The organism is Streptomyces sp. bgisy027 (assembly GCF_057710365.1).
Map to the genome: position 1 here is coordinate 25,780 of NZ_JBYIVZ010000077.1, position 15,512 is coordinate 41,291.

The 15,512-nt window shown below is 68.5% G+C and carries 14 protein-coding genes; all 14 read left to right on the forward strand.

The window, feature by feature from the left end; genetic code table 11:
• The first annotated feature begins 17 nt into the window (after positions 1-17).
• The 14 genes from AC3ETA_RS44470 (at position 18) to AC3ETA_RS44535 (ending at position 15,209) form a co-directional block, all read left to right on the forward strand.
• Positions 18-254, forward strand: coding sequence for a hypothetical protein (locus tag AC3ETA_RS44470; protein ID WP_432198578.1), 237 nt, complete (start codon positions 18-20; stop codon positions 252-254).
• Positions 251-1,435 (forward strand): DnaB-like helicase N-terminal domain-containing protein, encoded by a 1,185-nt coding sequence (locus tag AC3ETA_RS44475; protein ID WP_432198579.1) that lies wholly within the window; start codon positions 251-253, stop codon positions 1,433-1,435. Before AC3ETA_RS44470 ends, AC3ETA_RS44475 begins: the two co-directional genes overlap by 4 nt.
• Entirely contained in the window at positions 1,432-2,034 is a 603-nt protein-coding gene (locus AC3ETA_RS44480; protein ID WP_432198580.1) for a hypothetical protein, read from the forward strand. The genes AC3ETA_RS44475 and AC3ETA_RS44480 overlap by 4 nt, the downstream gene beginning before the upstream one ends.
• Positions 2,024-2,311, forward strand: coding sequence for a DNA cytosine methyltransferase (locus AC3ETA_RS44485; RefSeq protein ID WP_432198581.1), 288 nt, complete (start codon positions 2,024-2,026; stop codon positions 2,309-2,311). The genes AC3ETA_RS44480 and AC3ETA_RS44485 overlap by 11 nt, the downstream gene beginning before the upstream one ends.
• Positions 2,304-3,227: a DNA cytosine methyltransferase gene (locus tag AC3ETA_RS44490; RefSeq protein ID WP_432198594.1), complete on the forward strand. Its 924-nt coding sequence runs from the start codon at positions 2,304-2,306 to the stop codon at positions 3,225-3,227. The genes AC3ETA_RS44485 and AC3ETA_RS44490 overlap by 8 nt, the downstream gene beginning before the upstream one ends.
• Before the next feature lie 96 nt (positions 3,228-3,323).
• Positions 3,324-3,929: a DUF4913 domain-containing protein gene (locus tag AC3ETA_RS44495; protein WP_432198582.1), complete on the forward strand. Its 606-nt coding sequence runs from the start codon at positions 3,324-3,326 to the stop codon at positions 3,927-3,929.
• 1 nt (position 3,930) lies between these two features.
• Positions 3,931-4,743, forward strand: a complete 813-nt coding sequence (locus AC3ETA_RS44500; RefSeq protein ID WP_432198583.1) for a hypothetical protein — start codon at positions 3,931-3,933, stop codon at positions 4,741-4,743.
• Positions 4,740-5,225: a type II toxin-antitoxin system RelE family toxin gene (locus AC3ETA_RS44505; RefSeq protein WP_432198584.1), complete on the forward strand. Its 486-nt coding sequence runs from the start codon at positions 4,740-4,742 to the stop codon at positions 5,223-5,225. Before AC3ETA_RS44500 ends, AC3ETA_RS44505 begins: the two co-directional genes overlap by 4 nt.
• Positions 5,226-5,257: 32 nt before the next feature.
• Positions 5,258-6,067, forward strand: coding sequence for a winged helix-turn-helix transcriptional regulator (locus tag AC3ETA_RS44510; RefSeq protein ID WP_432198585.1), 810 nt, complete (start codon positions 5,258-5,260; stop codon positions 6,065-6,067).
• 98 nt (positions 6,068-6,165) lie between these two features.
• Positions 6,166-7,020, forward strand: coding sequence for an SPDY domain-containing protein (locus tag AC3ETA_RS44515; protein ID WP_432198586.1), 855 nt, complete (start codon positions 6,166-6,168; stop codon positions 7,018-7,020).
• A gap of 27 nt (positions 7,021-7,047) precedes the next feature.
• Positions 7,048-8,310 carry a tyrosine-type recombinase/integrase gene (locus AC3ETA_RS44520; protein ID WP_432198587.1) on the forward strand — a complete coding sequence of 421 codons (1,263 nt, stop codon included), beginning with the start codon at positions 7,048-7,050 and terminating at the stop codon, positions 8,308-8,310.
• Positions 8,307-10,634: a tyrosine-type recombinase/integrase gene (locus AC3ETA_RS44525; RefSeq protein WP_432198588.1), complete on the forward strand. Its 2,328-nt coding sequence runs from the start codon at positions 8,307-8,309 to the stop codon at positions 10,632-10,634. Before AC3ETA_RS44520 ends, AC3ETA_RS44525 begins: the two co-directional genes overlap by 4 nt.
• A 292-nt stretch (positions 10,635-10,926) precedes the next feature.
• Entirely contained in the window at positions 10,927-14,835 is a 3,909-nt protein-coding gene (locus AC3ETA_RS44530) for a tetratricopeptide repeat protein (protein WP_432198589.1), read from the forward strand.
• A complete protein-coding gene (locus AC3ETA_RS44535) occupies positions 14,832-15,209 on the forward strand; it encodes a hypothetical protein (protein WP_432198590.1) in 378 nt (125 codons plus the stop codon). The genes AC3ETA_RS44530 and AC3ETA_RS44535 overlap by 4 nt, the downstream gene beginning before the upstream one ends.
• Positions 15,210-15,512: the final 303 nt, after the last annotated feature.

Consider the following 15,512-nt stretch of genomic DNA (forward strand, 5'->3'; position numbering starts at 1 on the left):
CTTCTTGAGGTGCTCCCATGTCCCACCCCGTACCAACCTGGGCATCCGTCCGCCCGTCCGAGCGGCTTGCCGGCACTCCCGCCGTACGCCGCGGCAACGCATGGTGGCTGGTCACCCCGACCGGCGCCATCTCCGCCTCGGACCCCGTCCTCACCGGCGAACTGGACCGCTTCGCCTCCGACATGGCCGCCGCCGACCGTGCCGTCGCGAAGCTGCGCGCCGAGCGCACGGCCGCGCGGAAGGAGCGGCGGTGACGCCGCTGGTCCAGGCCGAGCAGGCGGTCCTGGGCGCGGTCTTCCTCGACCCCGCCCAACTCGACCATCTCTCGCCCTGGCTGCGGCCCGAACACTTCTCCCGCCCGATACACGCCGCTCTCTATGCCTCGATGCTCAAGCTCCACGCCGACGGACACTCGGCAACAACGGGCACGAGCGGAGACCCGATCCCGCTGTCCTGGGTGACGGACACCGTCCAGGAGGCAAGCACCCGGACCCGCGGGCTCACCGCGTCGTACGCCCACTCCCTGATCTCCGCATGTCCGCGCCCCGACCACGCGCCCGTGTACGGGCGGATGGTCCTGGAGGGCGCCATCCACCGCAGCGTCACCCAGCACGCCATCCGCCTCCACCAGGCCGCGCGTGCCGACGCCGTCCGCGGTGGAGTCGAGGAGACGGTCCGCCACGCCCAGGTCCTGTCCAATGTGCTCGCCGATCTCGCCCACCGCTGGGGCACCGAGCCGCGACCGGTGCCGTCCCCGGAGCCGGTCACGTCGTCGGCGCGGCAGCCGCAGGTTGTCGACGAACAGGTTTTCGCCGATGAGGAGTTCCTCCTCGGGTGCATCAGCGCCCGGCCCCAGCAACTGCTCGACGTCGTCGACTGGCTGCATCCTGGCGACTTCGCGGACACGGACCATCAGCAGATCTACCGTGCGCTGGGCGCCCTGCATCACCGGGGCGAGCCCATCGATCAGCTGACCGTGCTGTGGGAGACCCAGCGCCGGGGTGCGCTGTCCGACGGGACGCTCGTCGCCGAACGCGTCCTGCGGATCTGCGACCCGTTGTCCTTCTCCGGGGTGGCCGAGCACTTCGGCGAGCAGGTCGTCCAGGCCTCGCTTGTCCGCACGGCCGCCGCCGTCGCTCGGCAGGTGCGCTCGCTCGCCGACGACGAGTCCCTGGCCCCGGGACAGCTGATCAGCTACGCCCTGCACGCCCTGGGCCCGCTCGACGAGATCCGGCTCCGCCTCCAGGCCGCCTCGGGTAATGAGTCGGCGCCACCGCAGACGAACAGCCGGCCGACGGCCTCGCCGCCCGAGGTCCGCGCCGAAGCGGCCCGATCCCGCAGCCGCCCCCACGCGACGGCCGTCTCGGCTCCGACAACCACTGCGGCCCCGCACGCCCCTGTTCCCTACCGTTCCACCCGCCGGAGCCCGTCATGACAGATCACACCGGTCGTGCCTCCGCGGAGCAGGGCGAGCTGTACGCCGTTGCCCTGGAGTTCGACAAGTTGCGAGCTCGGATCACCGTCCCCCAGAGGCCCAGCGGTCTGCTCAACCTCGCCACCGCATCCAAGCAACTGACCACCCTGACCGGGCTGATCAAGGATCTGTCGGACGAGGTCCTCTTCCGCGCAGTCGACGAGGACCCCGGGCTCGACTTCGGGCCGGTCATCTACGCGTACACCTCGGCGGCGGTGCCCGCAGGACGCGCCATGGAGAACTACACCGAGGCGTATGCCCAGTTCGGCTTCCTGCGCCGCTTCGCCGAGGCCTCCGACTCGGCCGATCTGCGTGACGCCCGTGCGGCGGCGTTCCGTGTCGTCCAAGAGCGGATGGAGCTCGTACGCGACGATCTCCGAGAGGCGAGCAGCATCCTGCGGAGCGCGGCGGACCGGATCGACGGCACACCACCGCGCGTCCTCGCGGCGTTGAGCCGTTCGGCACGGCCGACGAACTCGATCTACCGCCTGCCTGCGGAGCCACCCGCTCCGGGTCCGGTGCGGCTCGCTTACACCCCGGCGCCCCGCCATGGCCGCTGACCTGGCATCGGTGGCCGTGCCGCCGTTGATCGGGAGCCTGTGCTCCGGCTACGGCGGTTTGGACCTCGGCGTCCAGGTCGCCCTCGGAGGCACGCTCGCCTGGCACGCCGAGATCGATCCCGGCGCCGCCCGGATCCTGGCCCGCCACTGGCCCACCGTGCCGAACCTCGGCGACATCACGGCCGTGAACTGGGCCGAAGTCCCGGAGGTGTGCGTCCTGACGGCAGGGTTCTGTCAAAGACGTCTCGGTCGCCGGCCGTCGAGCCGGACTGGCTGATGGCACCCGGTCCGGTCTATGGCACCACGTCGTTCGCGCCATCGAAGCCCTCAACCCCTGCCTGGTGGTGATCGAGAATGTCCGGGGGCTCCTCACCTCGCCCGCCGATTCCCCTGGCGACGTGGAACCCTGCCCGTGGTGTTTGGGAGACACCGCAGGCCAGCCTGCTGTGCGCGCACTCGGTGCCGTACTCGGCTCCCTGGCCGACATCCGGTTCGATGCGCGCTGGTGTGTGCTTCGCGCCTCTGATGTCGGAGCCCCGCATCGCCGCGAGCGAGCTTTCCTCGTCGCCTGGCCATCCGGACGGATCACCGCTGCTCAAGACGCCGACCAGCAACCTCGGGACCAACGGGGGCAGCCAGCACCCGGCGAAACGCAAACAGGGCGGCCACGGCCCGAACCTCGCGGACGAGGTCGAGTGGCTCCTGCCTACCCCGAAGGCCTCGGACGGCACCAAGGGCTCGCCCAACCAGCGGCACGGCAACGGGGACTTGACCCTGCCGTCGGCGGCAGCGCGCCTGCGGCCCACCCTGGATGCCGCGACCACACGCGCGGCCAGGCGACGGAAGGGCTCCACGAGCAGGACCCCGCACACGCGGTCACTGCCGCTGTTCGGGGATCCGTCGGCCACGGAGGACGGGCCGAGATCTGGGGGCCGTACGCCGCCGCGATCACCCGCTGGGAACGCGCCACCCGTCCCGCGCCCCGGCCGACCGACGACGCCGGCCGCCTCAGTGCGCGGTTCGTGGAGTGGATGCAAGGCCTTTCTCCCGGCTGGGTGACCGGCACACCCGGGCTGGGGCGCCCCGCCCAACTGACCGCTCTGGGCAACGGAGTTGTGCCCCAACAGGCCGCCCGTGCCCTGCAGGTCCTGGCCCCGCCCAGGCCCCTATGCCGCCATCGCGCGCCGCGCTGACCTGCGCCTTCTACACCCGTTTCCCGGCCGAGCCAAACCCCCGTTTCCCCGGAACCTCGACACCCCACCCACCAGCAACTCGCACCAGGGGTAGCCATGTCCGAACTCGCCCACGAGAACGAGCCGGTACGCATACCGGACCACGACCTCGACGACCTCGTCGCCACGGTCTCCCGGCTCGTCGCCGAGAGCCGCAAGCAGGGCGAGACCCTCGCCCGACTCACCGACGACCAGCCATCCCAGGACGACGGCGAACCGGCCGATCCCGTGCACCCCGAAAGCCCGGGATCGGCATCGGCCTCCACCCCGGCCGAAGGCACCGCCGTCGGCGGCCCGGCCTCCGTCTTCATCCTGGCGCTCGGCGCCCAGGCGTACGCCAAAGAACTGGCCGCGCTGACCAACTGGGTGCACAACCTGCTCCTGCCGGTCTACGGGCGGGAGATCACCACCGGCCGCCCGTGGTGCCATCAGTGGCAGGAACACCCCGAGGCCGTGGCCCGGCTGCACGCCCTCTGGCTCGTCTGGCAGCAACTCACCGACGTCCAGGCCGGCCTCACCGGCCCCTCCACCTGGCACCGCGACCACCTCGACCCGGCCCTGCTCCAACTCCGCACCCCCGATGGCCCGTTCGGCGCCTGCACCACCAACGCGGCCCGCCCCCACCACCGGCTGCTGGCCTCACCCGAGCCCGCCGGAGTCTGAGATGGCCAACGCGTACGAACCCCCTGCGCCGGACTACCGACTCGACAGCTTCCAAGCCGCCACCGCGCAGATCGAGGACGACTTTGCCTCCGTCACGCTCTCGGACGACCTGTTCGTCCCCTTCTCCGAACACCACAGCGCCGACGGCCGCGACAGCTACCTGCTGCTGTACGACCGGTCCGCGATCTGGGATATCCCAGGGGCGGCGGAGTACGTCACGCTGCACATCACCCGGGACGTCGAGCAGCGCACGTTCGACTTCACGTCCGAGCGCCACCCGGTCGTTCCGCTGGCGCAGAACTGGCTGATCCGCCGGGGCTGCCCGCAGGAAGCCGTCGAGGCGTCCCCCGGTCGCGGGCCCCGCCCGGCCGACGCGCTCACGGCACGCCTTGAGGGCCTGCTCCGGGCCAACCCAGGCAACCGGTACGAGGTCCTGGACCACTACACCGACAACCCTTCCTCCTTCGATGTCGGCGTCGAGGTACGCACCCTCGTCCAAGACAGCCACCCCGACTCCGCGGATGCGCCGTATCGGCTCTTTCTCGAAGAGACGACCAAAGACATGCGCACCTACACCGTGCGGGAGGGAGCCTTCGCCAGCGCCGAGGAGGCGGACACGTGGATGGTGGAGCGGGACTCGCCGCTCCCCCTCGCACCTTCCCCACCGGACACCGTCGGCCGCCGAGCGGCAGCCGCCCGCGCCCGCTCCACGATCAACGGCGACGGCAACGGCCTCGCCGTAGCTCCCGCGCCTGTCTCCCCGCCGCGATCAACGGCACCTGCTCCTCCGCACTCCCGCAGGAGCGCGCGATGAGCCGGGCACGGTACGCCTTCGCCGCCCACCCCGAGGCACTGGCCGACCTGCGCGCCGTACCGGAGAACATCCGCGACCTGGCCCTGCTCGAACTGCAGCACCTGGTCCACGGCAACGAACGCGGCGCCGCCCTCCAGCGCGAACTGGCGGGCTGCCACAAGGTCTACGTCGACCCGGAAACCCGCTGGCGGCTGGTCATCCAATACCGTGACGCTCCCGCCTCCTCCCAGCACAAACGCGAGATCTACCTCCTCGCGGTCGGCGAACGCCAAGACCAGGCCGCCTACCGCACCGCGGCACTCCGGCTGGAGCGCGAACGCGCGGCCACCGCCGCCTCCCCGCACGACCGGCGCGCCCAAGCCGCCAGGGCCCGCTCCCCTCAGCACCGCGGCGGGCAGCCGGTCACCACCGCCCAGCAACCCTCGGCAACGCCCACCGCCCCGAGCCGCACCACGTCGGAACGCGCCACGCGGTCCCGCTGACGGCGCTCAACCACCCTCCGGAGAGCACCACCGTGCCTGACCACACCACTGCACCCACCCGGCACACCGCCCTCGTCGACCAGGCCGTCGCCCGCCTCTCGCCGCGTTGGACCACCTGGACCCTGCAGACCATCCGGCAGCACGGCCCCATGCGCCTGGCCGACATCGACTCCGCGCTCCCATGGGTAGGAGCCCACGCCATGGCCCAGATCGCGCGCCGCATGCAGGCGAGCGGCCTCCTGGACCGGCCGCAGGCCGGGGTGTACGACCTCACACCGCTCGGCCGCGACGCGCACCACGTCCACCGAGCGCTCGCGGCCTGGCACCGTACCCACCTCGCCGAATTCCCCGAGCCGCTCGCGGAGCCGGAGCGCGTACAGCCGGAGCGGGTGGAAGTCGCCCTCGGCCGACTGCGTGGAAAAGGCACGATCCCCCTCCTCCACGCCCTCGGCCAGCACGGCCCCCTTCCTCGCGGTGCGCTGCGAAACGAAGCCGGGCTCGCCACCGGCTCCTCCCACTACCGCATCACGCAGCTCCAGGACCACCAGCTCATCACCCGCACCAGCCCCATCGCCGACCGAGGCTCCGAATACACCCTGACCACCGCGGCACGCAGACTCACACCGGTGTACGCCGCACTCGCGGAATTCGCCCGCAAGGCACACCCCGCAACGACTCCCCCGGACCAGCACATCGCGACAGCTCAGCGGACCGTACGGGCGAGCGCGGCCACGAGCCGCAGTCCCGCGGCTTCTTCCGAGCTCTTCTCTCACGCCGCCGCACCTCAGCCGCACGTCCCGGCGTACGTCACCGCACTCTCCCGCCCCTCCCGGACCAGGTGATTCCAGTGCCCACAGCCAGATCCCACCACGCGACCACGCCCACGTGCCCCCACACCAGCCGCTCAACGACCCGTGCCCCACCGCCCGAAGGCCCCCTCATGCCCAACCCGGATCCCCGCGCCCTCGACCCCCGTTCGACTGTCCTGGTCAGCCCCGGCTACCTCGCAGGCCTCGGTGGCAGCCGCAACATCTTCAACACCCTTGATCTCGCTCCCGGTTGGACCAAGACCATCGCCTTCGGCACCGACACCTACTACACCAGTCCGTGCCAGCGCGTTCGCGTCGCCAACGCGGTGGAGAGCTTCTACGGCGGCTGGACCATCTCCTTCGCCGAGGACCCGCTCGGCGTCCCCGACTGGATCACCACGTTCGACCGGAACACGCCCCACGAGATCGTGACCGCCTTCACCGGGACCCTGGTCGACGGACTCCACAACAACTTCGCCGACTACCTGAGCGGCGGACAGCGCTACGCGGGCACCAGCCCCGCATCCCTGATCGCGCGACAGCGGTGGGAGCCGGTACACGGCTCCCGGCCGTTCCGTATGGTCTCCCCGGACGGCCACGCCGCCTATCAGATGCGTGTCGGGTGGCTCCACGAGTACGACGAGTTGCTCACGCCCACGAAGTCGACGTGGCGCATGTCCGCCGGCGCCGACCCGGTGTACACGCCGAACTGGCAGGCCTTCTTCAGCCAGTACACCCCGCAGCACCTCATCACGGCCTCCACCGCGGCGTTCACGAACCCCGCCCCTGTCCCGCGCGTCCTGGACCAGATCCCCGACCGCCACCGCTCCCTGGTCTCGATCACCCGCCCAGACACGGCCAGGCCCAGCCCCCGGACCGCAGCGGCGCTCGCCCGCAGCACACACGCCGAGGCAATGCACGCACCTCCGCCGCCGTCCGCCCCGACCAGGCTCACCACGCACGTCGGCTCCCGGCGGCAGCGCTAACTCTCCCCCTCAGCCTTGGAGTCCACCGTGCCGACCTCCGTACCCGACGGGGACCTGTACGTCTCCCCGCTCTACCTCGCCGGCTGCACCGTTACCGGCGATCCCGCCCTCGCGCCCCTCCTTGACCACGGCTTCACCCTCCACAACGACGAGTTAGAAGTTACGTGGAATCACTTGCGAGGCTGGCGGTCTCGTACGGGGACCCACGGGCTGAAGGGATCAGCGGTACAGATGGTCGAGCTGAGCGAGAAGTGGCCGATACTCGGTCGGCACGCGCAGGCAGAATCCTGGCTGCAGGTGTGGACGGACTTGGGACGGGCACCGAGGACGATCGACGCCTACGCCCGAGGGCTGGCGGAGTACCTGGAGTTGTGCGAGCGGGAGAACGTGGCCCCGGTGCATGCCACGCGGGCCCATGTCGCTCAATATGTACGGGAGCTAGGCTCGCGGCCGAGTCGTCGGGGCGCCAACGTCGTGGCCCTGGACTCGGGTGCCGGGTTGTCGAACGCGACGCTCCAGCAGCGTCTGGTGTCGGTGCGGTTGTTCTACGACTTCCTGGTCGAGGAGGGGCTGCGCCAGGACAATCCCGTCGGCCGGGGCCGCTACACCCCCGGACCCCGCGGCGGCGGGCGACAGCGTGGGTTGGTGCGCAGGCTGGTGAAACTTCCCTGGATCCCCAGTGACGAGCAGTGGCGGGCCGTTCTGGCGGTAGCCGCCGCCGAGCCGGTGCGTACCCGGCTGATGCTGGCTCTGGCCTACGATGCGGCGCTGCGCCGGGAGGAGTTGTGCTCGCTGCGTACCGACGATCTGGACCCGGGGCGGCGGCTGGTGCGGGTGCGGGCGGAAACCACCAAGAGCCGTCGGGAACGAGTGGTTCCCTATTCAGCGGCGACCGGGGTCCTGCTGTCGCAGTACCTGGTGCATAGGGCCACAGTCAGCCGGTCGCGTGGTGGGCTGTTCCTGTCCGAGTCACGGCGCAACTTCGCCCAGCCGCTGAGCCTGTGGACGTGGTCGAAGGTGGTGCGCCGGATCGCCGTGGAGGCCGGCGTGGATCGCTTCTCTACGCACACCACACGGCACTTGTGCCTGACTGACCTGGCACGGATGGGCTGGGAGGTGCACGCGATCGCCACCTTCGCCGGACACCGGCACACCGACTCCACCATGCGCTACATCCACCTTTCGGGCCGGGACCTGGCCGAGAAGTTCGCGCGCGGGATGGAGCACATCCATGCCCAGCGGGTCGCGCTGCTGAGCGCCAGCGCCGAGGGCACCGGAGGGCCGCGGTGACCGCGCTCGCCCTGGCCGCGGGGAAGGCGGCACCCGAGTGGGCCTGGCCGCTGGACGGCGTGTCCTGGGACCGGGACCCCCAACTGAGCGCTGACGAGCGCGGGGTACTCGTACAGGCTGGCCCGCGGCTGTTTCATTCCTCCCGGCTGAGCCGGACAGAACGCGGTGCGCTGGCGCGGTTGCTCGGGCCGCTGGAGCAGGTGCCTTCCTGCCTCTGGATCCCGGACAAGGCCGGACACCACCGGTGGGTCGACTACCAGGTGGTCGGCATGCTGCTTGCGCGCACCGCTGAGGCCGGTTCGGCGTGGTGGAGCTGGGACCAGAGCGCGTGGACGTGTGTGATCGGGCCTGACGCGCAGGAATGGAGCCGCCAGTGGCCGACACAGGCGTCACGGGCATGCCGCCCCCGCCTTCTGGCCTATGCCTACCTCCTGGGCGCGCCCGTGGATGAGGCCCTGTTCCTCTGCTTCGAACGGCTGCGCCTGGCCCGCACGGTCTTCGGCCCCGCGATCGTGGACCGGGAGGTCGACACCGTTTACCGCTTGCTGCGCGGCTGGGGATACCGCCTTGAGACGGAAGGCAACCACGGGGTACGCACGTTGATCGCGCACGCGATGCTCCTCAACCGCAGTCCGCTGCTGGCGGATATGGACGCGGCGTTGCTGGAACGCCTGCGCCAGGCAGTGCGTTCCACCGGGAGGGCCTCCGGTGACATGCACTCTCTTCAGCGGGCGCTGGCGGCGCTGGGACGGTGCGAGCCGCCCGTCGCCCGCAACGAGACCTTGTTGAGTGAGCTGCGGGTCCAGCGGTGGACGGATGTGCCGGCGCCGTGGGCCGAGATCGTCTCCCGGTGGTTCGACACCTCCACACTCAGCCGCAACGTCCGTCTGGCCTACCGCCAGGATCTCGCCCGCATGGGCCGGTGGCTGGCTGCCGAGCACCCGCAGATCACCGACCCCGCCCAGTGGACTCGGGCGACCTGCGCGGCCTGGGTGGCCACGGTGGATCGGATGCGGATCGGTGACTATGTCGAACGCACCGCGACCCGGGGTGTGTTCGGAGACCCGATGTCGCCCTCCACCAAGGACAGTGCGCTCACTGCCAGCCGTGCCTTCTTCCGAGACCTTCAGGAATGGGAATGGATCTCGCGACGGTTCGATCCTGGGCGCGCTCTGGAGACGCCCCGCAGCATCCGCGCACTGCTGGGCCCCAATCCCCGGGTCATCGCCGACGAGGTGTGGGCCAAGCTGCTGTGGGCCGGCATGAACCTCACCTCCGAGGACCTGCCCATGACCAGCAGCGGCCCGCGCTATCCCTTCGAGCTCTCCCGAGCCGTGGCGCTGACCTGGCTGTTCAGCGGCCAACGCAGCGACGAGATCCGCCGCCTGCGCACCGGCTGCGTCCGCTGGCAGCACGACGGCACGGCCGTGAGTCCGGACGCCACAGACGTCCTCGCCCGTGACGCCGTCTGTCTGCTGGACGTCCCGACCCACAAGACCGGCACGAGTTTCACCAAGCCGGTCGACCCGCTGCTCGGACAGGCGATCGAGGTGTGGCAGACCGTCCGTCCGGAGCAGCCGGTGATGCTGGATGCCAAGACCGGCGAGCGCGTCGCGTTCCTGTTCGCCCACCGCGCCAAACGCGTCTCCAAGGACTACATCAACCGCACGATCATCCCGGCGCTGTGTGCGAAGGCCGGGGTTCCCGCCAGTGACGTCCGCGGCAAGATCACCAGCCACCGGGCCCGGAGCACCATCGCCAGCCAGCTCTACAACGCCAAGGAACCGATGACCCTGTTCGAGCTGCAGGCTTGGCTCGGACACCGCTCGCCCAGCTCCACCCAGTTCTACGCGAAGATCTCCCCCAAGACGCTCGCCAAGGCATACAGCGAAGCCGGCTACTTCGCTCGGAACGTGCGCACCATCGAGGTCCTCGTCGACCGCGACGCCGTCGCTTCCGGGGCGGCGGCCACTGGCGAGCCCTGGCAGTACTACGACCTGGGCCACGGCTGGTGCACCTACACCTTCTTCGAACAGTGCCACCACCGGATGGCCTGCGCCCGCTGCGACTTCTACACCCCCAAAGACTCCAGCAAGGCCCAACTCCTCGAAGCCAAAGAGAACTTGCAGCACATGCTCGCCTCCATCCCGCTGACCGAAGACGAACGCGCCGCGGTCGATGACGGCCAAACCGCCATCGACGCACTCCTCGACCGGCTCACCGATATCCCCACACCCGCAGGCCCCACACCACGGAAGCTCGGCCTGCCCGCCACCGTCACCATGCTGCCCATCGTCGAGGTCCGCCAAGGCAAACAGGAGTGAACCTTGAGGATCGACCGTGAAGTTCTCAACTTGCAGATGGAGTACCAGGCGATGCCTTCGGAGGCTTGCAGTACGCGACGGCGGTGGAGCCTGCCGTTCGCCTGTATGCCGACGAAGGTCGTCTTCGGCACCCGTCTTCGACGAGGGCCGGGCCTGGCAGGGCAGTAAGGGCGCCGACAAGGGGAAGACTGGGCAGCTGCGTGCGCCGCCAGTGAATCACCTGATGCGGGCTCCGGATGACGGTATGTTCATTCCGCACCGAGGGGGAGAGCGAGAGAGGCTCTGATGCGGCATGGTGGACCGACTTCTTGTTGATCTCCACGCGACGGGGCGCGTGTCGGTGTCGACGTGGTTGGACGGGGAGCTGCCCGGCTTGGCAGCAGATTTGGACGAGTTGGCCTGGCCGCTGCCCCTGGAGGAGCTGGAAGAGCTGCGCTGGTACCTGGAGGACTTTCTGCGGGTGCCGTTCGGCGTCTACGAAGAGCGGGGTTCCCAGGCCGCCAGTCGCCTTCCTGCCTGGGGGCAGGCCATGTTCGCCGCCCTGTTCGAGTCGGGCCCGGCGCGCGACGCCTACGCCGGTGTTCGCACACGGGCTACGCGGCCCGGCTCTGCGGAGATCGTGCTGCGGTCATCGGAGCCAGCATGGCTCGGACTACCGTGGGAGCTGCTGTGCGACCCAAGCTCGCCGACGCCCCTGGCCTTGGACGGAGTGGGCTTGAGCCGCAGCCTGCCGACAGTGCGGCTAAGTGAGCCCTTCGAAGTAGCTGGGTCGCTGCTTCGTGTGCTGATGGTCATCTCGCGACCCGCTGGCGCACACGATGTGGGCTATCGGATGATCGCTCGCCCGTTACTGCGGAGGCTGGATACGGTCCGCGGTCGTGTCGAGGTGGAGGTGTTGCGCCCGCCAACGCTGAAGCCTCTGGAGGCGCGGCTGAGGACGGCACGCGAGGCCGGAGTCCCGTTTCATATCGTGCACTTCGACGGGCACGGCGTGCTGCCCAGGGATCGGTCAGAGTCACTGCCGTCTTTCGAGGGCGCAGACGGCGAAGGCGCGCTGAAATTCGAGAAAGAAGGCGGCGGCGCTCACTTGGTGCCGGCCGCTCAGGTCGCCCGGGTACTGACCGGGGCGGAGGTGCCGGTGGTCGTGCTCAACGCCTGCCAGTCCGGAGCGATGGGTAAGCAACTGGAAGCGTCGGTGGCCGCCCAGCTGCTGTCCAGCGGAGTGTCGGCGGTGGTGGCGATGGCCTACAGCGTGTACACAGTGGCTGCGGCAGAATTTATGACAGCCTTCTACGAGCAGTTGTTCGCCGGGGAGACGATCGGCGAGGCGGTGCGTGCGGGACGAATTCGGATGGCGCAGCGGCCGGGGCGCCCCAGTCCAAAGGGCGAACTGCCGCTGGAGGATTGGGTAGTGCCGGTGTACTACTGGCGCCGCGAGGTCCGTTTCCCCCAGCTGCAAGCCGAATCCGCTCATTCGAGAGTGCCGTTGGACGAAGCTCTGGATCGACTGCGTGAACGCGCTCCGGTCAGACGCGATGACCCGCTGAGCCCGGACGAGGAGTTCATCGGCCGCGACGGCCTGCTCTACACCTTGGAGGTCGTGGCCCGGACGAATCGAGTAGCGGTGCTGCACGGCCCAGGAGGAACCGGAAAGACCGAGCTGGCCAAGGCGTTCGGCCGCTGGTGGCGCGAGACCGGAGGCGTTGACCGGCCGGAGTGGGTGATCTGGCACTCCTTCGAGCCTGGCGTCGCCTCATTCGGCCTGGACGGCGTTATCTCACAGATCGGATTGCGCGTGCACGGCCCTGACTTCGTGCTACACGATCCAGATACCCGACGCGAACTGGTCCACGATCTGCTGCGCGAGCGCCGGTTGCTGCTGATATGGGACAACTTCGAGTCGGTCGCCTCGATGCCCGGCCCTGCCATTACCACGGCACCGCTGGATGACGCCGGACGCGGCGCACTGAGGGATTTCCTACACAGAGTCGCCGCCGAGGCGCGCAGTGCAATCCTGATAACCAGTCGAACCCCGGAAACCTGGCTCGGCGACCTGCGCCGCATCGAAGTAGGCGGTCTCTTGCACCATGAGGTGATCGAATACGCCGACCAACTGCTTCAGCCATTCCCCGCGGCCACACCTCAGCGGGCCGGACGTGCGTTTGCTGAACTACTGGAGTGGCTGGATGGCCACCCGCTGAGCATGCGCCTGACCCTCCCCCACCTGGAGGCCACCGATCCGGCCGCTCTCCTCGCCAGCCTGCATGGCACACACCCTCTGCCCGCAGCCCCGAGCGGCAGTCGCACGACGTCTCTGCCTGCCTGCATCAGCTACTCCCTGATGCATCTCGACCCCACTGAACGGCGCCTGCTGACCGTGCTCAGCCTGTTACACGGTGTCGCAGACGCTGGCATGCTCGCTGTACTGTCCGCCCATAAGCAGATCCCCCAGCACTTCCGTGGCGTCGGCATTCGAGGCTGGGTAGCAGCGCTGGACCGGGCGGTCGATATCGGGCTATTGACGAGGCTTACCGACCAGCCCCTCTACGGCACCCATCCTGCCGTCTACGGGATCCACCCCGCTCTACCCGCCTACCTTGCCAGCCAGTGGCGTGCCGAAGACCCCAACAGCTATCTGGCGCAGCGCGCGGTCACCGAACGGGCCCTGCTCGACTCCTACACCATGGTGGGAGGACTGGATGAGCGGGTGGGCGCAGACCGCGCCCACCGGATCATCGACCTGAACCGCCGCACGCTAGGCCACCTGCTGGGTTATGCCCTCGACAACCAGCTGTGGACTCAGGCACTACGCCTCTTCCTGCCCCTCAACAGCCACTGGGATCGCCAAGGACTGGACGAAGAAGCCCGCAGCTGGGTCAACCGCGCTCTACGAGCCCTGGAAGACCCCGATGGCAACTACGCAGATACCGAAGCCTCGGCAATGGCCCTGTGGCGTGTCGTGTGCACGGCACAGGCGGACAGGCTGGCCCGCGCCGGCGACCTCGACGCTGCGGAGGCCACCTTCACCGGACTCCTTGAAATCCTGCGGACTTCACCCGAGTCCCCAAGCCAACGCATTAGCCTCGCGCTCTTCTATAAGAGACTGGCCGAAACGGCAAAGATGCGGGGGCAGTGGGACACGGCTGAGCAGTACCTTCATGATGCGCTCACCCTTGCCGAAGATCCAGACAACCGGGGCCAGATGGCCCAATTGACCAGCGATCTCGGCGACCTGGCGCACAAGAGGGGGCGATGGGATGAGGCTGAGCAGCACTACCGTCAGTCTCTGGCTGTCAAGAAGGAGCTGGGCGATCGCGAGGGTATGTCCGTGTCGTATGGCCAGCTCGGCCACCTGGCGCAGGCTCGGGGACAGCTTGACGATGCAGAAGACTGGTTCTACGAGTCCCTTTCCATAGACGAAGAGCGGCATGACCGACAGGGTATGGCCGGTTCGTTCCACGCTCTCGGAATGGTGGCTTATAAGCGTGAGGAGTTCGATGAGGCTGAGAAGTGGTACCACCGTTCCCTTCCGATAGTGGAGGAGCTAGGTGACCAACGCGGCATGGCCGCCGTGTATCACCGGCTGGGCATGTTGGCGTTCTCGCGTGGACAGTGGGATGAAGTTGAGAAGTGGCATCTCAAGTCCCTCGCCGTGAATGAAGATGTGGGCGACCAACGCGGCATTGCTACGTCGCTTCAGACTCTCGGTATGGCCGCGCACGCGCGCGAGCAACTGAGCGAGGCTGAGGTTAGGTATCGCCGATCGCTTGCGATCATGGAGGACCTCGGCGACCAGGACGGCATATCCCGGTCGTGTCATCTACTGGGCGGGCTCGCGCTACAGATGGAACGGTGGGAAGAGGCCGAGCGGTGGTTCCGCCGATCACTTTCCATCGAGGAAAATATGGGCCACAAGGTCGGCGCAGCGATGTCCTACCATCATTTGGGCCTGCTGGCCGAGGCCCGTGACGACTTGGTGAACGCAATGGAGTGCGCAGTCCGCAGCGTTGCCCTATTCATTGAGTTCCCGCACTTGACAGCCTCCCCTGGCCACATCCAACTGGCGCGAGTGACCAAGCAGCTTGGCCTGCGGGACTTGGAAAACTGCTGGGAACGGGTCACCGGCCTACCAGTAGCGATGACCGTCCGGCAGTTTATCGAAACGTACGAGAGCACAGACGGGTCCACGGAGCAAGAATGAGTAATCAAGAACTGGCAGCAAACGTCACAGTCAGGCGTGCAGCGCGGGCGACGGCGCGACGACTCGCAGTAGATTTTGGCTCCGAACTGAAAACACAGGTCGAAACAGCACTGGATGCGCGAGACTCCGATAGGCGGTCAGAGCAGTACGCTGTCGATCCGATCTCGCTCGGTTCCTTGATCGTGAGCGCTGCCACCTTGGCTTGGACCGTCTATAAGGACCGGCGTGATCAGTCCCAAATGCCCACGCCGGAGGTGACCTCCCAGCGCATACGAATCGAGTTGCCCACCAGCGACTCTATCCCGTCAGCGCAGCGAGATAGGGTCATCCGGGTCGTTGTGGAAGAGATCGTCACGGCTCTCGACAGAGAATGAACCTGCTGTCGCCAACGCACACGAAAGGGCTTCCCGCTTTGCCGATCGGTAGTACTGCGGCGGTGCCTGCAGCCCTTGTTGGACAGGAGTCAGGCCAAGCTCGTTCCCCGACGTGATCGACGGAGCCCGCTGGGATGCCGAACTGCGCCGCAGCCTGGCTGAAGGTCGGCATTCCAAGATTGATCACGTTCTTCCGGTGCTGGCGAGGCCGGTGTGAAGCCCTCGATCTCTCCGGGCCATCCCTCGTACCTTGCCTCGTTGATGTAGGCGATGGGGTTCTCACGGAGGTCGTGGTCGACGAGG